The organism is Sulfurivermis fontis (assembly GCF_004001245.1).
Taxonomy (GTDB): Bacteria; Pseudomonadota; Gammaproteobacteria; order Thiohalomonadales; family Thiohalomonadaceae; genus Sulfurivermis; species Sulfurivermis fontis.
The window spans coordinates 2,992,651-3,011,224 of record NZ_AP018724.1 but is presented as its reverse complement, the minus strand read 5'-3'; the positions used below and the strand labels follow the sequence as shown (position 1 = coordinate 3,011,224).

Annotated in this window: 13 protein-coding genes; 6 read left to right on the top strand and 7 right to left on the bottom strand. The window is 65.9% G+C overall.

The annotated features are described in order from the left end of the window. Positions 1–293: 293 nt before the first annotated feature. The 4 genes from EP379_RS15080 to EP379_RS15065 are packed head-to-tail and all read left to right on the top strand — an operon-like array spanning position 294 to position 6,021. On the top strand, positions 294–1,541 hold the full coding sequence (locus tag EP379_RS15080; RefSeq protein ID WP_127478557.1) for a TolC family protein: 1,248 nt from the start codon (positions 294–296) through the stop codon (positions 1,539–1,541). Further along, a complete protein-coding gene (locus EP379_RS15075; protein WP_127478556.1) occupies positions 1,538–2,644 on the top strand; it encodes an efflux RND transporter periplasmic adaptor subunit in 1,107 nt (368 codons plus the stop codon). Before EP379_RS15080 ends, EP379_RS15075 begins: the two co-directional genes overlap by 4 nt. Then, on the top strand, positions 2,644–5,709 hold the full coding sequence (locus EP379_RS15070) for an efflux RND transporter permease subunit (RefSeq protein ID WP_127478555.1): 3,066 nt from the start codon (positions 2,644–2,646) through the stop codon (positions 5,707–5,709). The genes EP379_RS15075 and EP379_RS15070 overlap by 1 nt, the downstream gene beginning before the upstream one ends. A gap of 9 nt (positions 5,710–5,718) precedes the next feature. Then, complete coding sequence (locus EP379_RS15065) at positions 5,719–6,021, top strand: DUF3240 family protein (protein ID WP_127478554.1); 303 nt, start codon at positions 5,719–5,721, stop codon at positions 6,019–6,021. Positions 6,022–6,284: 263 nt separating this feature from the next. On the opposite strand, the gene lplT is transcribed toward EP379_RS15065, so the two are convergent. The 3 genes from lplT to EP379_RS15050 all read right to left on the bottom strand — a co-directional run bounded on the left by lplT (position 6,285) and on the right by EP379_RS15050 (position 10,315). Continuing rightward, on the bottom strand, positions 6,285–7,472 hold the full coding sequence (gene lplT, locus EP379_RS15060; protein WP_127478553.1) for a lysophospholipid transporter LplT: 1,188 nt from the start codon (positions 7,470–7,472) through the stop codon (positions 6,285–6,287). Continuing rightward, on the bottom strand, positions 7,469–9,649 hold the full coding sequence (locus EP379_RS15055) for an AMP-binding protein (protein WP_127478552.1): 2,181 nt from the start codon (positions 9,647–9,649) through the stop codon (positions 7,469–7,471). Before EP379_RS15055 ends, lplT begins: the two co-directional genes overlap by 4 nt. Before the next feature lie 66 nt (positions 9,650–9,715). Further along, positions 9,716–10,315, bottom strand: a complete 600-nt coding sequence (locus tag EP379_RS15050; protein WP_127478551.1) for a TetR/AcrR family transcriptional regulator — start codon at positions 10,313–10,315, stop codon at positions 9,716–9,718. Positions 10,316–10,503: 188 nt separating this feature from the next. On the opposite strand from EP379_RS15050, the gene EP379_RS15045 reads away from it, so the two are divergent. Beyond that, complete coding sequence (locus EP379_RS15045) at positions 10,504–12,585, top strand: VIT and vWA domain-containing protein (RefSeq protein WP_127478550.1); 2,082 nt, start codon at positions 10,504–10,506, stop codon at positions 12,583–12,585. Between the two features lie 200 nt (positions 12,586–12,785). On the opposite strand, the gene EP379_RS15040 is transcribed toward EP379_RS15045, so the two are convergent. From EP379_RS15040 to trmB, 3 genes are all read right to left on the bottom strand, one after another. Further along, a complete protein-coding gene (locus tag EP379_RS15040; protein ID WP_127478549.1) occupies positions 12,786–14,753 on the bottom strand; it encodes a Ser-Thr-rich GPI-anchored membrane family protein in 1,968 nt (655 codons plus the stop codon). A gap of 107 nt (positions 14,754–14,860) precedes the next feature. Continuing rightward, on the bottom strand, positions 14,861–15,280 hold the full coding sequence (locus EP379_RS15035; protein ID WP_172600510.1) for a DUF4124 domain-containing protein: 420 nt from the start codon (positions 15,278–15,280) through the stop codon (positions 14,861–14,863). An 84-nt stretch (positions 15,281–15,364) separates the two neighbouring features. Next, the gene (gene trmB, locus EP379_RS15030; protein WP_232023933.1) at positions 15,365–16,057 is read right to left on the bottom strand and encodes a tRNA (guanosine(46)-N7)-methyltransferase TrmB; all 693 of its coding nucleotides are present in this window, start codon (positions 16,055–16,057) and stop codon (positions 15,365–15,367) included. A gap of 122 nt (positions 16,058–16,179) precedes the next feature. On the opposite strand from trmB, the gene EP379_RS15025 reads away from it, so the two are divergent. Further along, a complete protein-coding gene (locus EP379_RS15025; protein ID WP_232023932.1) occupies positions 16,180–17,454 on the top strand; it encodes a mechanosensitive ion channel family protein in 1,275 nt (424 codons plus the stop codon). A 156-nt stretch (positions 17,455–17,610) separates the two neighbouring features. Here the strand turns inward: EP379_RS15025 and EP379_RS15020 are convergent, their stop codons facing one another. Further along, a complete protein-coding gene (locus EP379_RS15020; protein ID WP_127478546.1) occupies positions 17,611–18,570 on the bottom strand; it encodes a magnesium transporter CorA family protein in 960 nt (319 codons plus the stop codon). Positions 18,571–18,574 lie beyond the last annotated feature (4 nt).

The window sequence follows — 18,574 nt, the reverse complement described above, 5'->3', positions numbered from 1 at the left end:
GCCACTTCCGTCGCCACTTTAAGGAAGGTCTGAATAAGTCCATCCTGGACTTCTCAGGTCGCTCCCGCCCCTCCATGGGCTGCGCGACATAAGTCCATCCGTGGACAAAACCACGCCAATCGAAAAGTGTGATTTTCGATTGGCTTCATTTTCCAACGACTTATCGTCGTTGGAAAATGGCGGCACATCCCTGTGCCGCGGAAGCTCTGAACTTGTTCAGAGCTTCCTTTAATCTCGGTTTAAGTTTCACTCGCCATACTTCCCGCCACTGAAATGGTTGCGGGAAATATGTCATGCAATTAACCCCTGTCGTGTTGGCACTGTGCCTGGCGCTGGCCGCCACCAGCGGCCAGGCTGCCGCGGATGAGACGCTTGCGGCGCCGCTGGTGGGCATCAGCGCCGAGCTGAGCCTGAATGATGTCTACGTGGCGGCACTGGGCGGCGACCCGCGCAGCGGCATCGCCGAGGCCTCCCGTCAGGAGGCCGCGGCGCTGGCGGCGCGCGCCGACAGCCTGCTGGCCGGCGCGCCGGCGCTGGTCGTGCGACACCAGACCGATCAGGCCGGCACCGACCGCGGCCTGCGCGAGTGGGAGGCGAATCTGGAGTTGCCGCTGTGGCGCTGGGGCCAGCGCGCGGCGAGCCGCAACCAGGCGCTGAGCACGGGTGAGCTGGCCGGCGCCCAGGGACAGGCGCTGCGGCTGGAGGTGGCCGGTCGTGTGCGCGATGTGCTGTGGTCGCTGGCGCTGGCCGAAGAACAGCGTCATCTGGCCGAGCAGGCCTGGCACACCGCGCAGGCCCTGGAGCAGGACGTGCAGCGCCGGGTCGAGGCCGGGGATCTGGCCGAGGCCGATCTGCTGCTGGCGCGCGATGAAACCCTGGCCAGGCAGGACGAGTATCTGCTCGCCGTGAGCGAGGTACGCACGGCGGAGAAGCGCTATCTGTTGCTGTCCGGTCTGCCGCAGCGGCCGGCCGAGTTCAGCGAAGTGCAAAGCGCCCGTCGCCGCATCGAGGCGGATCACCCCTTGCTGCTGGAGGCGCAGCGCCGTGTCGAGCAGGCGCAGGCGGAATTGCAGCGCGCGCGCGCGTCAGGCAGTGACAATCCCATGCTCATCGTGGGAACCCGGCGTGATCAGGAACCGGTGACGGAGACCACCCACGACAGCATCGGCGTGTCGTTGCGCCTGCCCTTCGGCGGCGGCGCTCACGCCGGACCGGCCATTGCGGCGGCCAACAATCAGTTGGTGCAGGCGCAGAGCGAACAGCTGGCGCTGCAACGCGAACTGGAACTTGCCTTGCACGACGCGCAGCAGGCGTTGACGACGTTGCGCAGCGAGCTGGAGCTGGCACGGCAGCAGCACCAGATGGCGCAGGAAAACCTGCGCATGGCGCGCCTGGCATTCGATCTGGGCGAAATCGATCTGGTGCAGCGCCTGCGCGTACAGACCCGCGCCGATGCCGCCGAACGAACCCTCAACATGCGCAAGCTGCAAGTGCAGCAGGCGATCGCCCGCTACAACCAAGTTGTTGGAGAAACGTTATGAAGTCCCTGTTGTCTCTCTTCGTCCTGGCCGGAATGCTGCCTCTGTCGCTTCATGCCGCCGACCTGCCCGCCGAGGATGTGGTCATGACACCGGCCCAGCAGCAGACGCTGGGGATTACCACGCTGGAGCCTGAGGCGGTGAGCACGGTGGCCGGCCAGGAACTGCCGGCGCTGGTGACGGTGGCGCCGGATCAGGTGCATCTGATCACGGCACCGCAGGCCGGCCTGCTGGAATACATGCCCAGCGCGGTGGGTGACGAGGTGGTAGAAGGCCAGGTCATCGCCCGCCTCAAGAGTCCCGAGCTGGTCAGCCTGCAGCGTGATTTCCTGCAAACGCTGAGTCAGCAGCGTCTGGCCCAGACCGCCATGACACGTGACGAGATGCTGTTCAAGGAAGGCGTCATTGCCCGTCGTCGCTATCTGGAAACCCAGAGCGCGTTCGAGGAAATGAGTGCGGCGCTGGAGGAGCGGCGTCAGGCGTTGTTGCTGGCGGGCATGGCGGCGCGGGATATCGCCGCGCTGCAACAGAATCGCCGCCTGACGACCACGCTGCAGGTGCGCGCGCCGATGACCGGCGTGGTCATCGAACGTCTCGCCGAACCGGGCCAGCGCCTCACCATGAGCGATCCCATCTACCGCCTCGCCAATCTCGACCCGCTGTGGCTGGAGATCCGCGTGCCGCTGGAGCAGTTGCCCAGCCTGGCGGCCGGCGCCGAGGTCAAGGTGGCGGGGCTGGGTGCGGCGGGGCGCCTGTTGAGCGTGGGCCGCGACGTCGATGCGGCGAGCCAGACGGTGCGGGTGCGCGCCGAACTGACCAGCGGTTCCGGCGCCCTGCGGCCCGGCCAGTATGTGCAGGCCTCCATCGCCGGCGTGGCCGGCACGGATCGCTATCAGCTGCCCGCCGCCGCCGTGGTGCGCAGCGGCCAGCACAGCATCGTGTTCGTGCAGACGGCGACGGGCTTCTCGCCGCGCATCGTCGAGGTGCTGGGCACGCAGGACGGCAAGACCGTATTCGTCGCCAAATTCGCGCCGCACGAGCGCGTCGCGGTTACCGGCCTGGCGGCCGTGAAGGGCGCCGCCATGGGCCTCGGCGGGGGTGAGTGATGCTGGCGCGCCTGATTCAGTTTGCCCTGACCCAGCGCCTGCTGGCGCTGCTGGCGGTGCTGGTGTTGATCGGTGCGGGAACGCTGGCATTCCAGAACATCCCCATCGATGCCTTTCCGGACATCTCCTCGACGCAGGTGAAGATCATCATCAAGGCGCCGGGCATGACGCCGGAGGAAGTCGAGCAGCGCATCACCGCGCCCATCGAGGTGGAGATGCTGGGCATCCCGCATCAGGTGATGCTGCGCTCCGTGGCCAAGTACGCCCTGACCGACATCACCGTCGATTTCGAGGACGGCACCGACATCTACTGGGCGCGGCAGCAGGTGGCCGAGCGGCTGAATGCCATCTGGGCGGATCTGCCCGCGGACATCAGCGGCGGCATGGCGCCGATGACCACGCCGCTGGGCGAGATGTTCATGTTCACCATCGAAGGCGACACGCTGGATGCGATGGAAAAACGCAGCCTGCTCGACTGGACCATCCGCCCGGCCTTGCGCACCGTTCCGGGTGTGGCGGACGTCAACGCCCTCGGCGGTCTGGTGCGCGCCTATGAAGTGGTGCCGGATGCCGCACGCATGAACGCGCGCGGTGTCGGCATGACCGAGCTGGTGGCGGCGCTGGAGGAAAACAACCGCAACGACGGCGCCGGCCGCCTCAGCGAGGGCGACGAGGCCCTGCTGGTACGCGCCGAGGGACGCATCCGCTCCGTGGAAGACGTGCGCGCCATCGTGGTCAAGATGGCGGCGGGCGTGCCGGTGCGCGTGGGCGAAATCGCCACGGTGCGTATCGGCGCCATCACGCGCTATGGCGCGGTGACGCGCAATGGTGAGGGCGAGGCGGTCGAAGGTCTGGTGCTCGGCCTGCGCGGCGCCAATGCACGCACGGTGGTGGAAGGGGTGCAGGCCAAGCTGGACGAGCTGGCGCCGACGCTGCCGCAGGGCATCACCATCAACGTGTTCTACAACCGCGGCGACCTGGTGGAGAAAGCCGTGCACACGGTGAGCAAGGCGCTCACCGAGGCCATCGTCCTGGTACTGGTCCTGCTGGTGCTGTTCCTCGGCAATCTGCGCGCCGCGCTGACCGTGGCACTGGTATTGCCGCTGGCGGCGCTGGCCACCTTCATCCTGATGCGCCAGTTCGGCATGTCCGCCAACCTGATGAGCCTGGGCGGCCTGGCCATCGCCATCGGCATGCTGGTGGACGCGGCGGTGGTGGTGGTGGAGAACATCGTCACCCATCTCGCCCACGGCGAGCAGCAGCAGCGCCTGCCGCGCCTGCACCTGATCTATCGCGCCGTGCGCGAGGTGAGCGTGCCGGTGACCTCCGGCATTCTGATCATCATCATCGTGTTCCTGCCCCTGCTGACCCTGCAGGGTCTGGAGGGCAAGCTGTTCATTCCGGTCGCCCTCACCATCGTCTTCGCCCTGGCCGGATCGCTGCTGCTATCGCTGACGGCGATTCCGGTGCTGGCGTCGTTCCTGCTGAAGAAGGTCGGCCATGAGGACCCGTGGGTGGTGCGGCAGGTGAACCGCCACTACATGCCGCTGCTGCGCTGGTGTCTGGCCAAGCCGCAGCCGATCATCATCGGCGCCCTGGTGCTGCTGCTGGTGACCGGCGTCGTCTACACCCGCATCGGCAAGACGTTCATGCCCACCATGGACGAAGGCAGCCTGCTGGTGCAGCTGGAAAAGCTGCCGTCCATCAACCTGGAGCAGTCGGTGGCGCTGGACCTGCGCGTGCAGCGTGCGCTGCTGGAGAAGGTTCCGGAGATCACCGGCGTGATCGCCCGCGTCGGCTCCGATGAACTGGGCCTCGACCCGATGGGCCTGAACGACACCGACAGCTTTCTGGTGCTGAAGCCGCAGGACGAGTGGCGCATGGAAACCAAGGAAGAGCTGATCGATGCCATCCGCCAGGTGATGAACGACATTCCGGGCCTCAACTATGGCTTCACCCAACCCATCGAGATGCGCATCTCCGAGATGCTGACCGGCGTGCGCGGCGATGTCGCCGTGAAGATCTTCGGCACCGATGTCACCGAGCTGGATGCCCAGGCGCGGCGGATCGCCGCCCTGCTGAACGGCATCCCCGGCGCGGAGGACGTGCGCACGGCGGAAAATTCCGGCGTGCAGTATCTGCAGGTCGTCATCGACCGGCTGGCTGCGGGCCGCCTCGGCCTGTCGATCAATGAACTGGAAAACATGATGCGGGCACAGGTCGAGGGCATCACGATCGGCACCGTGCATGAGGGGGCGCGCCGTACGCCGCTGATCCTGCGCGGCAGCGAGGACCTGCGCGCCGCGCCGGAGCGTTTCGCCGCCATGCAGGTGACCCTGCCGGACGGGCGCAACATCCCATTGACCACCATCGCCACCCTGCAGCGGGTGGAGGGGCCGGTGAAGGTGGCGCGCGAGAAGGCGGCGCGCTATACGGTGGTGGTGGCCAATGTGCGTGGCCGCGATCTGGTGGGTTTCGTCGACGAGGCCAAGGCCAGGGTCGCCGAGCAGATCAAGCTGCCGACCGGCTACTACGTCGAGTGGGGCGGCCAGTTCGAGAACCAGCAGCGCGCCGCGCGCCGTCTGTCCATCGTGGTGCCGGTGGCCATCGGCCTGATCTTCCTGCTGTTGTTCTCCACCTTCGGCACCGTGCGTCAGGCGGCGCTGGTGCTGACCAATATCCCGTTTGCGATGATCGGCGGCGTGTTCTCGCTCTGGCTGGCCGGCGAATATCTGTCGGTGCCGGCATCGGTGGGCTTCATCGCGCTGCTGGGCATCGCCGTGCTGAACGGCGTGGTGATGGTGACCTATTTCAACCAGCTGCGCGCCCATGGCATGGCCCTGGCCGACGTGGTGATCGAGGGGGCACGCCGCCGCCTGCGGCCGGTGTTGATGACCGCCAGCATCGCCGCCTTCGGACTGGTGCCGCTGCTGTTCGCCAGCGGCCCCGGTTCGGAGATCCAGCGGCCGCTGGCCATCGTGGTCATCGGCGGCCTGGTGACCTCCACCCTGCTGACCTTGATCCTGCTGCCGATCCTGTACCGTCGTTTCGGCGTGGAACGCTAGGAGTCCCACATGCAAGAGTGTCTATTGGTAATCGTTACGACACCCTCCATCGAGGAGTCGGTGGTGGACTGGCTGCTGGCACAGGAACAGCTGTCGGGCTTCAGCAGCTCGCGTATCGACGGTCACGGCAGCCGGCAGTCGGAACTGTCGCTGGCCGAGCAGGTGATGGGGCGCCAGCGCAAGGTGATGTTCCATGTCCATACCGACTGCACGGCGGTGAACCCGTTGCTCGATGCCCTGCGCCGTGATTTCAAGGGGGCAGGATTGCACTACTGGGTCATGCCGTTGCTGGATGCCGGGCGTATCGAGTGATGACGGCCGCAGCATGACGGGCGGCGGATAGTCGGTGCTGTTGATCAGGCGCGGATGCCCCCTCACCAGCCCTCCCCCGAGGGGGAGGGAGTAGACGTGCCATGTAGATGGGTGAAGCAACGCGTAACCCATCGATGCAATGTTTGATGTCGGCAGGATGGGTTGCGCTGCGCTCCACCCATCCTTGTATTGTGACCGAGCAGTTGATGTACTCGGGTTTGCTCGAGGGGAAGACCGGACGCCGTACCCACCTGCCTCGATGCCTACGCTTGTTCGGTCAGCGCCGGCGGCAGCGGTTCCGGTTCCTTCGGCAGGTGCCAGGCGACGATGGTGGTGGCGAGCACCACCAGCACGCCGAGGCTGAGCACGGCGGCGACCGGGTCGATGTGCTGCGTCAGCGCCAGGGTGTAGAGGCCGGTGCCGGCCAGCATGGCCAGATTCTCGAAGAAGTTCTGGATCGCCACGGCACCGCCGGCGCCGATGGTGCGGTGGCCGATGTCCTGCAGCGCGGCATTGATCGGCACCACGAAGATGCCGCCGGTCACGCCGATGAGCAGCAGCACGACCTTGGCCCACAGCGGATCGGAGGTGATGCCGAGGAGCAGGATGCAGCAGCCCATCAGATAGGCGGCGAGGCGCGCGCGGCGCAGCCGTTCGATGGGCACCAGCCAGGGTACCACCACGGCACCGAGCGCGATGCCGATGGCGATGAATACCGTGAGGTTGGCGATGTCGGAGGTGTTGTGCGTCAGCAGCACCGCCGGTGCCCAGGTCACCAACATCACGCGCAGCACCACCGCGGCGGCCCAGAAGATCGCCGCGCCGAGCATGGAGAAGCGCGCGCGCGAGGTGGTGAAGAAGCCGCCCATCATGGCGAAGAAGTGGCGCACGGCGGGACGTTCGTCGCGCGGCTTGGTGGCGGTCTGCGGAATGAACAGGGTGGCGAGCAGCGATACCACGTAGGAAGCGATGATCAGCGCCAGCGCCCCGCCGATGCTGCGATCCGCCACGCCGGCGCCGATCACCGCGCCGAGCACGATGGCGACGATGGTGGAGCCTTCCACCCAGCCGTTGGCCTTGACCAGATTCTCATGACCAACGAGGTCGGGCAGGATGCCGTACTTGGCCGGACCGTACACGGCGGCGCCGATGCCGACCACAGCGTAGGCCAGCAGCGGGTCGATCCCGACGAGCAGCAGCAACGCGCCCGCCGCCTTGAGGCCATTGCCCCAGGTGAGTACGCGGCCCTTGGCGTGCCGGTCGGCGAAGCGGCCCACCCACGGTGCCAGCACCACGAAGGCGATGAGGAAGGAAGCCTGCAAGGCCGGCTTGTACCATTCGCCGTAACCGCCGCTCTGCGTGATCATCGCAAAGGCGGTGAACAGGATGGCGTTGTCGGCAAAGGCGGTGAGGAACTGCGCAAACAGCAGGGTATGGATGGAGCGGTTCATGCCACGTCCTCCTCGTCGATGAATTGCTCTTCGGCCATGGTCTTCACCGCCGGGTAGTCGATCTTGCCGGTGCCGAGCAGCGGCAGCTGGCGCACGCTCAGGATCTTCTTCGGCACGTTGATTTCGGCGATGCCCGCCGCCTTGGCGGCGGCGAGCAGCGCGCCGCGCTCGGCGTTCGCCTGTTCGGTGAGCAGGATCAGTTGTTCGCCCTTGGCCTTGTCGGGCAGGGCAACCACGGCATGGGCGTGCCCCGGCCAGGTCTTCGCCACCAGCTCTTCAACGGCAGTGAGCGACACCATCTCGCCGCCGATCTTGGCGAAGCGCTTGGCACGGCCCTGGATGCGGATGAAACCGTCGCCGTCGATGGTGACGATGTCGCCGGTGTCATACCAGCCCTGGCCCAGCTCGCACTCCGCCGGCACCAGCACGCCGGGATTGGCGTGCAGCAGGTAGCCGAGCATCACGTTGGGGCCGTGCACGAACAGGCGCCCGCCTTCCTTCACGCCGGGCACCGGCTGCAAATGATAGCGGATGCCCGGCAGCAGGCGGCCGACGCTGCCGACGGCGTGATCCATCGGTGTGTTGGCGGAGAGCACCGGCGCGGTCTCGGTGGCGCCGTAGCCCTCGAAGATGCGCACGCCGAATTTCTCCGCCCATACGCGGCGCGTCTCCTCCTGCAGTTTTTCCGCACCGGCGAAGACGTAGCGCACCGAGTAGAAATCGTAGGGATGGGCGAAGCGCGCATAGCCGGCGAGGAAGGTGTTGGTGCCGAACAGCACGGTGGCGTTCACGTCGTAGGCGATCTCCGGCACGATGCGGTAGTGCAGCGGCGAGGGATAGAAGAAGGTTTTCATGCCGGAGAACAGCGGCAGCAGCGTGCCGGCGGTGAGGCCGAAGGAGTGAAACAGCGGCAGGGCGTTGAGAATGATGTCCTGCGCCGAGAAGTCCACGCGCGCGGCGAGCTGTTCGCGGTTGGCGAGCAGGTTGGCGTGGGACAGCACCACGCCCTTGGGCGCGCCCTCGGAGCCGGAGGTGAACAGCACCACCGCCGGCGCGTCCGGATCGGTGGCGCCGCCGTTTCTGTAGTAGGCCCAGGAGGCCAGGCGCGACAGCGCCAGGCCGTTGAGTTTGTCCAGCGGGGTGATGTGTTTGGCCAGGTCTTCCAGGTAGACCAGCTTGACCTGCTCCTCCAGCTGGCGCACGGCGTCGCCCAACTTGGCGGCGTCGATGAAGCGGCGCGAGGTGATGACGGTCCTGATCTGCGCCGTTTCGCAGGCCGAGCGCATGCCGTTGGCGCCGATGGTGTAGTTGAGCATCGCCGGGACACGACCGTAGGCATGCAGGCCGAGGAAGGCGGCGACGGTGCTGGTCATGCTGGGCAGCAGCAGGCCGACGTATTCGCCGTGCTTCGCCTTCTGCGCGATGACGTCGCCCAGCACGAAGGCGGCGGCGATGAGCTTGTTGTAGGTCAGCGGCCGGCGCTGGATGTCCTCGACGATGACGTGGCTGCCGCCGTGAACCTTGCGCGCATCGAGCAGTGCCTGGAACAGGGTGCGGCGGTAGTTGCTGGTGGCGAACATCATTTCGGTCATGATCTCGGCCAGGGCACGGCCGGCCGCCTTGCGGCGGGCGCGGCCGCGAATCTCGGCGGGCGGGGCGATGCGGCGCGGCTCCAGCACGGTGAGGGTGATCTGCGGAAACCAGCGCAGGCGCACGCGGCCGCGCAGGCGCGAGAACGGCGTGTACTGCGCGCCGTCGATGCGCACCGGCACCACCATCGCCTCCGACTTGTCGGCGACGAGGCCGGTGCCGTCGTAGATCTTCATCAGCGAGCCGGTGACGGTGATGCGCCCCTCGGGGAAGATCACTGCGCGGTTGTCTTGCTGCAGGTAGCGGATCAGCGACTTGGCCGACAGCGGGTTGGTCGGGTCCATGGGGAAAATCTTCGCCAGCGCCAGGAAGGGCTTGAGCAGCTTGTTCTGCGCGATGAAGGTGTTGACGGCGAAGGTGAGCGGGCCGGGGAGGAAGGCCACCAGCAGCACGGCATCGAGGAAGGAGGTGTGGTTGGCGACGATGAGCACGCGCCTGCCGCCCTGCTCCAGATTCTCCAGTCCCTTCACTTCCACCTGGTACAGCGCCTTGAGCAGCCAGCGCAGCGCGCGTTTGAACCATTCCATCGTTTTTCTCCTTTTTTCCTGTTGTTCCGATTCTCCTCTCCCGCCTCGGGGGAGGCTGGGAGGGGGTTATGCCTCAAATCCATGCAAAAAATTGTCGATGAGCATGTGCGCCATCTCGCCGGTGGACTGGCCGCCGGCCAGGTCCATGCGGTGGCGGATCTTCAGGGTGCAGATGCCATGCACGCTGGCCCACAGCACGCGCGCCGCCTGCTGGATCTCTTGCTCACTGCGGTGATCCGCCAGCGGCTTCAGCGCCACTTCCGCCAGGCCGAATACCTTGCTCAGTTTCATCACATACCAGTCGGGCAGGGCGTTGCCTTTGTCGGTCACGTACTCGAACAGCATGTTCCAACGCGGCGTCTCCGCCTCGGCGTAGGCGATGTAGGCATCGGCCAGGGCCAGCAGGCTGGCGCGCGTGTCGGCGCCGGGAGCGCGGCGGGCGCGCATCCACTCGTACAGCGCGTCGAGGGTGCGGCCGTTCACCTGCAAGACCAGGTCGTCCAGGTTCTCGAATACCAGATACAGGGTGCCCACGGTGTAGTCGATGGCGGTGGCCACCTTGCGGGCGGACAGGCCCTTGTAGCCCTCGGCCGCGACGATGGCCTCGGCGGCGTTGAGGGCCATCTGGCGGATTTCTTCCCGGCTGTGGTCGCTGCGTCGTGCCATCTGTCTTGCCCTGCTGCTGAATGTTGGAAGCCAGTGTAGCGGAGTATTGAACACCGTTCAATTGTGTGCTACAAAATAATTGAACGATGTTCAGTTGGCAAGAAACGAGGACTGGACAGCGTCATCACCCGCCCCGGCGGGTTTTTACAGCGGATTAATTGAACGATGTTTATTTAAGGAGGTCCATCATGGAAACAACCAAGGTTTGGACGGTCACGGGCAGGGCGCTGGCCCTGTGCCTCGGTCTGCTGGCGGGCGGTCTGGCCCAGGCAGCGGGCCTGCTCACCCCGGCGGACGGCAGTCTGCCGGCGCTGGCGCTGAAGGAGCACCACGTCAACGTGGTGGTGGAGGACGGCTACGCGGTCACCACCGTGGAACAGGTGTTTCACAACCCCCACGACCGCGACCTGGAGGCGATCTACTCCTTCCCGGTGCCGGAGCACGGCGCGGTGGGCGAGTTCACCCTGTGGATCGACGGCAAGCCGGTGATCGGCGAGGTGCTGGAGAAGAAGGAGGCGCGCCGCGTCTATGAGGAGGAAAAGGCCGCCGGGCGCGATGCCGGCATCACCGAGAAGGACAGCTACAAGACCTTCGACATCAGCGTGTCCCCGGTGCGCGCCGGGCAGGATACCCGCACCCGCCTGGTGTACGTGCAGGCGGCCCACGTCGACACCGGCATCGGCCGCTATGTCTATCCGCTGGAAGAGGGCGGCGTCGACGAGGAGAAGCTGGCGTTCTGGACCGCCGACAGCAAGGTGACCGCAGCCTTCAGTTTCAACCTGCACCTCAAGTCCGGCTATCCGGTGGATGCCGTGCGCCTGCCCAACCAGCCCAATGCCCAGGTGCGCCAGGTCGGTCCCGGCGAATGGAAAGTGAGCATCGGCAATGGCGCCGCCGCGGTGCAGGAAGAGGGCAGCGTCCAGACCCCGGCCTTCAACCCGCAGGGGCAACAGGCCGGGGCGGTGTTCACCCTGGACCAGGACCTGGTGGTCTACTGGCGTCATCAGGTCGGCCTGCCCGGCAGCGTCGACCTCGTGACCTACAAGCCCGACGCCGGCAAGCGCGGCACCTTCATGCTCACCGTCACCCCCGGCGAGGACCTCAAGCCGATCAGCGAAGGCAGCGACTGGATCTTCGTGCTCGACATCTCCGGCTCCATGCAGGGCAAGTACGCCACCCTGGCCGATGGCGTGCAGCGCGCCCTGGGCAAGCTGCGTCCCGATGATCGCTTCCGCATCGTGTTGTTCAACGACCGCGCGCGGGAGCTGACCCGCGGCTACGTCAATGCCACGGCGGAGATGGTCAAGCGCTACAGCGCCGAGGTGATGCGTATTCAACCGCACAACGGCACCAACCTGTATGCCGGCGTGCAGATGGGGCTCGACTCCATCGATGCTGATCGCACCAGTGCCATCGTGCTGGTCACCGACGGTGTGGCCAATGTGGGCGAGACCGCGCAGCGCAAGTTCATCGAGATGATCAAGCGCAAGGACACGCGCCTGTTCACCTTCATCATGGGCAACAGCGCCAACCGTCCGCTGCTCGATGCGCTCACCAAGGCCTCCGGCGGTTTCGCCGTCAGCATCTCCAACAGCGACGACATCGTCGGCCAGCTGCTCACCGCCGTGAGCAAGGTCAGCCACGAGGCGCTGCACGGCGTGGAAGTGAAGATCGGCGGCGTGAAGGTGGCCGACCTGACGCCGAAAGAAATCGGCAGCCTGTATCGCGGCCAGCAGTTGATCGTCATGGGCCATTACTTCGACGGCGGCAACGCCAGGGTCGAAATCACCGGCCGCATCTCCGGCCAGCCCAAGACCTACAAGACCGAGTTCGCCTTCCCCCACCAGAGCAGGGACAACCCGGAACTGGAACGCCTGTGGGCCTACGCCGCCATCGAGGACATCCAGAGCGAGATGGAAGACTTCGGCGAGAACGCCGATCTCAAGCGCGCGGCCACCGACATCGCGTTAGAGTACGGGCTGGTCACCGACTACACCTCGATGATCGTCCTGCGCGAGGAACAGTTCGCCGCCCGCCACATCCAGCGCAGCAACCAGCAGCGCGTCGCCATCGAACAGGCCGCGCAGCAGCAGCGCGCGCAGAGCGCCCCGGTCTCGCGCCGCCTCGATACCCAGCAGCCGATGTACACCACCCCGCGTCCGAGCCACTCCAGCGGCGGTGGCGGCGGTGCCATCGACGGCTTCATGCTGCTCCTGCTGGCAGTGCTGGTGTTGCCGTCACTGATGGGCCGTTTGAGGAGTTCGGGGTAGAGTTCGGGGTCAGAGTAAAAGGAGTTCGTGAGGAGTTCGGGGTCAGAGTAAAAACTATTGCAATAGGAGTTCGGGGTCAGAGTAAAAACTATTGCAATAGTTTGATGGGCATAGAGGCACCATTATTGGGTGTCCTTTGTCAGCCCAACATAATATGGGCGGCGAGGTTGTTGACCTCGCCGCCCTTTGTTTTTCGAGGATCAGAACGGCGACGGCGCGGCGATGGTGAAGGAGCTTTCTTCCATGTATTGGCCGTCGGCGGTGCGTACGCGGATGTGGTAGGTGCCGGGGGTGAGGGTGTTGGGCACGGTCCACTTGTAGATCTGCCGGCCGGAGGAGCCGGCGGGGCCGAGGCCGCTGGCCAACGTTGCGACGGGTTGTTTGCCGGCGTCGAGCAGCTCCACGCTGACCGGTGCGGGCAGGTCGCAGAGCTGGGTCCAGAGGATGTCGTAGGACGCGCCGTGGTGCCAGGTGTAGTTGCTCTTCGGCGCTTCGAGGAACAGGTGTTTGCCGATGTGGAAGCGATCGCCCACGGTGACGGCGCTGTTGTCGAGGGTGGCGATGCGCGGCCGGAATCTGCCCATATCGAAGCCGAAGTGGACGTCGGTGTAGCCGCTCCAGGCATAGCTGCCGCTGTTGGGGATGTCGGCGACGATGCTGCGCCAGACGGTTTCACCGTTGGCCTCCATGAGATCGATCTTGACCCGTGTGTTGGCGGGCAGTGTGCTGTTCCAGCGGAATTCGTGCGGCTGGTTGGTGCACCAGGCGGCGTTGTTGGCCGGCTGGGTGAAGGTGAGGCTGCTGCTGACGGCGACGCTGACCGGATTGGCGATCTTGAACGAGCCGGTGCGGGCCAGCTGGTTGTCGGCGGTGCGCACGCGGATGTGATAGGTCCCCGGCGCCAGGTCGTCGGGCACGGTCCACTCATACCAGCGCGGCATGTGGTGCCCGGCGGTGGGCAGGCCGTCGGCGATGGTCAGCACCGGTTGTTGTGCGGCGTTGAGCAGTTCGAGGGTGGCCGGTGCCGGCAGGTCGCACAACTGGGTCCAGCGGATGGTGTATTGCGACCCCTTGCGCCAGGTGTGATTGCTCTGCGGGGCGTTGAGCATCAGCGGCTTGCCGAAATGCAGTGTCCCGCCCATCTGCACCACGCTGTTGTCGCTGCTCTTGATGCGCGGTCGCAGGCTGATCATGCCGGAGGAGAACTGTGCATTGGTCAGGCCGGGCCAGGTGTAACTGCCGGTGTCGGGCGCGTTGGCCGCGACGGCCTGCCACAGTGTCGTGCCGTCCGAGCGCATGAGGTCGATGGCGACGTGGCTGTTGGCCGGCAGCGTCGAGTTCCAGCGGAATTCATGCGATTGGTTGGTGCACCACGCCGTGTCGGTGGTCGGTGCGATGAAGTCCAGTCCGGGCGTGGCGGGTGTCGTATCGCTGTCCGGCGCCGCCTGTGCGCTGCCGTCGTCCGGCGTGGCCGCGGCGGCGGTGGGGCGTTGACCGCGTTCCCGCTCACTCTTGGCGGAGGGTTTTGCCCCGCTGCTTCTGGCGGCCCCGATGGTGAACGGTCGATCGCTGGTGTCGCTGTATTTGCGGTCGCGGCTCTGGATGCGCACGGTGTAGCTGCCGGCCTTGAGGTCCTGCGGTATGCGCCAGCTGGTCTTGCCCTGCGACAGGTTGATTGAGGCGGCGATGACCGCCACCTGGCGCTCGTCGCGCAGCAGCTGGATGGTGCCGGGGCCGGACACGCCGCTGGCCTGCCACTGCACCTGCAGGCGGCTGCCCGGCGCGAATGTCTCGCCGCCGTTGGGACTTTGCACGGTCAGCGTGGCGGTGCCGGGCGCTGCGCGGGAGGGTGCGCGTTCCGCTGCCTTGTCCGGGGCCGGTGTGCGGGTGGTGGCCTTCGGTGCGGCCGCCGGTGCTGGCGCAGCCCTGGGTGCGGTGTGGGCCGGTGCCACTGCCTTGGGTGCGGCCGGCGCGACCGTCCTGGGCGCGGCGGGCGTCGTGGTGCGCGGAGTTACGGTGGCGGGGAGGGGGCGTTTGAGCGTGCGGACCGGCGCTTCGTCTTCCACGGTCGGTTTGCTGTCTGTTTCGGCCGCCTGGAGCGGGCCGCCGAGTACGAGGCCGAGTGCGCCGAGCACCAGCCATGCGTGGTTGTAGCCGGAGCGTTTCATGTTCCCTCTCCCTTGCGCCTGGGGCGTTGCGTGGGCCACCGTCTCTGCGTACGGATTTTCCCAATGGCCTGATACTAGCACCGGCCCCGGTATCGTGCTGCGGGCGATCAGTCGCAGTAGGTCTTGATCTTCCGGCGCAGCGTCTCTTCCTGTTCCATCAGTCGGTTGTATTCGCTGGCCTTGTAGCCGGCGCGCATGCGCGCGCGCAGGTGTTCGAATTTCTCCTGGTAGTCGGCGCATTTCTCCGCCCGCTCCCGCCGCTCGCGGGTTTCACGTTGCGCCGCGGCGTCGCTGCGGGGGGGCGGGCGTTTCTTCGGTGCGGCCGGCGTGAAGCGCGGCACGGGCGGCGCTTCGTGGACGTTGTGATCGGGATCGATCTCCACCTCTTCGGCAGTGGCGCCGGCCGGGGCGGCATCGCCGTAGTGGATGCGGCCCTCGGCATCGGTCCAGCGCTGGAAGGTGGCGGCGTGAGCAGTGCCGGCGAGGAGCAGGGTGAGCAGGACGGTACTGTGAATGCGTGCGGGCATGGGCATCCTCCTTGATAGCCATGACGGGGACGATCCTGTCCCTGCGCGAGTATAGCTTCCCCGTGGCGGGGAAGCGCAAGCAGGTCAGTCGATGCGCTCGAAGATCAGATCCCACACGCCGTGGCCGAGGCGCTGGCCGCGCTGCTCGAACTTGGTGAGCGGGCGATAGTCGGGGCGCGGCACGTAATCGCCGCTGGGCGAGGTGTTGCGAAAGCCCGCGGCGACGTTCATCACTTCGAGCATGTGCCGGGCGTAGTCTTCCCAGTCGGTGGCCATGTGGAAGTGGCCGCCGATTTTCAGCTTGCGGCGCAGCAGCTGGACAAACTCTTCCTGCACGATGCGGCGCTTGTGGTGGCGCTTCTTGGGCCAGGGGTCGGCGAAGAACAGATACACCGCGTCCAGCGAGGCGTCGGCGATGCGCCGGGTGAGCACTTCCACCGCATCGTCGCGCATCACGCGCAAGTTGGTCAGTGCGAGTTCTTCTATCCTGAGCAGCAGGTGGCCGACACCGGGGGTATGCACCTCGATGCCGAGGTAGTCGATATCGGGATGGGCCTGGGCGATGGCGGCGAGGGAATCGCCGTTGCCGAAGCCGATTTCCAGGACGCGCGGCGCGCTGCGGCCGAAGATCGTAGCGAAGTCGAGCGGCGTCTCGCCGCACGGCACGCCGAAGCGCGGAAACAGTTCGTCCATGGCGCGCTGCTGGGCCGGGGTCAGGCGACCCTGGCGCAGGGTGTAGGAGCGGATGGCACGGTGCGGGCGTTCGGCTTCGGTCACGGCGGTTTCCTCGGGCGGGGCGCACATTTTAGGCGCTGTTGTGCGGCGGCAAAACCCCGCGCTTGGTGCCGTGCCCCGCCTGGAGTAGATTGGATGCCCATGTCGATACAACGGTAAACACTGTGGAAGACTCGATCATTGCGGAATTGACGGTCTGGTGGCGCGAGCTGGGTCACCTGTCCGCCTGGTATCAATTGGCGGTGTTGCTGCTGGCGGCGGCGGGTGCCTGGGCGGTGCACCGTTCCCTGGGCGGGCGCGATCTGGAAGCGCTCCGCGGCCTGCAGCGTTTCACCCTGCGCTCGGTGCAGCGGGTGATGTTTCCCTTCACCATGCTGCTCGGCGTGCTCATCGGCCGGGCCATCCTGCACGCGCTGGGCATTACCACCGCCGTGCTGAACCTGGCGGTGCCGCTGCTGCTGTCGCTGGCGGCCATCCGCGTCCTGGTGTACGGCCTGCGCAAGGGGTTTTCGGTGACACCCATGCTCAAGGCATGGGAGAACATCATCGGCTTCACCGTCTGGGCGCTGGTGGCCCTGCACCTGCTGGGCTGGCTGCCGGCGGTGCTGCAGGCGCTGGACGATCTGGCGATCACCTTCGGCAGCAATCGCATCTCGCTGCTGTCCGCGCTCAAGCTGGTCCTGCTGGTGGGCCTGTTGATGACGCTGGCGTTCTGGCTGTCCGGCGTGCTGGAACGGCGCATGAAGGCTTCACCCCACGTCACCCCGGCCCTGCAGGTGGCCCTGATCAAGTTCAGCAAATTCTTCCTGCTGACCCTGGCCGTGCTGCTGGCGCTCAATGCCGTGGGCATCGATCTCACGACGCTGACGGTATTCGGCGGCGCCCTCGGTGTCGGTATCGGTTTCGGTTTGCAGCGCATAGCCAGCAACTTCATCAGCGGTTTCATTCTGGTGCTGGATCGCTCCATCAAGCCGGGCGATGTGATTACCGTCGGCGACAGGTTCGGCTGGGTGGAGGAGCTGCGCGCACGCTATGTGGTGGTGCGCAACCGCGATGGTGTGGAAACCCTGATCCCCAATGAAAACCTGATCACCTCGGAGGTGATCAACTGGAGTTACACCGATCGCCATGTGCGGGTGCGCATCCCGGTGCAGATCAGCTACAAGGATGATCCGGAGCAGGCGATGGCGCTGATGTTGGAGGCGGTCAAGGCGTCCGATCGTGTCGTGGCCGAACCGGCACCATCGGTACGCCTGATGGAGTTTGCCGACAACGGCATCCTGCTGGAGCTGCGCGTGTGGATCGACGATCCGGAGGAGGGTGTGGGTACGGTGCGCTCGGCGATCAATCTGGCGATCTGGCGTGCCTTTCGGCAGGCCGGCATTTCCTTTCCCTATCCGCAGCGCGACCTGTACATCAAGGAGATGCCGCGCGGCTGAGGCTATCCGTCACGCCATAGCCGCAAGGTGCGCATTGCGCACCCTACGAAACCGCCGTTCTGGCGTTACGCAAACTCCCCCATGCAGGGGTGAGGCACGATCCATCGCTGTGTCGGTGGATCACACGGCGCAAACCCACCCTGCATTGAGCCTGTGTCAGAACCATTTCTTGAGGCGGAACAGCAGCAGCAATGCGGCGGCCAGCAGCAGCATCCCGCCGATGACCACGAAATAGCCGTAGCGGGTGTGCAGTTCCGGGATGTTGTCGAAGTTCATGCCGTAGATACCGGCGATCAGTGTGAGCGGCATGAAGATCACCGTGACCACGGTGAGTACACGGATGATTTCGTTGGTGCGGTGCGCCACGGCGGAGAAGTGCAGTTGCACCAGTGATTCCACCTCGTGTTGCTGGGTGAGGGCGAATTTTGTGACGCGGCGGATGTGCTCCAACAGGTCGGTGTAGCGCACGTTGAGGTGTTCGCTGATGTCGTCGCGCGCGCTGTCGCGCCAGGCCAGCACGGCATCTTCCTGCTCATCGCACAGGATCTCCAGCCGGCGCAGCTGGCTGCGATGGCCCATCACCAGATACCAGTCGTCGAAGGGGTGGCGCGGATTGAGCAGCTTGGTGGCCCACTCCTCCATCTGCAGGGTGAGCGGTTCGCGCAGGGCGAGAAAGCGATCCACCATGGTGCTGAGCAGCATGTGCATCAGTCCGGCCGGATCGATCGGTACACGGCCGGTGTGGCGCAGCAGGCGTTCCTTCACCCCCTGCAGCGAGCGGCTGTCGCCGGGCTGGATGGTGACCAGCAGGCGCTCGAACAGGAAGAAGGCGATGGGGCGGGTGGCGAACTCGCCCTCTTCCAGCTCCGGTGCCAGGCTGCGGAAGATCACCATGTCATAGTCGGAAGTCGCATCGAAGAACGACGGGTGCGCGGTGTTGAAGCTGTCGTTGATGTGGCGCTCGTGGATCTTGCGTTCGGTGAGCTGTTCCACCGTGGCGTACCAGTCCGGTTCCAGATCGCGGGTGAAATCCAGCCAGAGAAATCCTTCCTGCGGCAGATCGGATAGGCGGTCGAGCCGTTGTGGTGTTCCGTTGCTGAGTTGAATGATGTCCATGGTG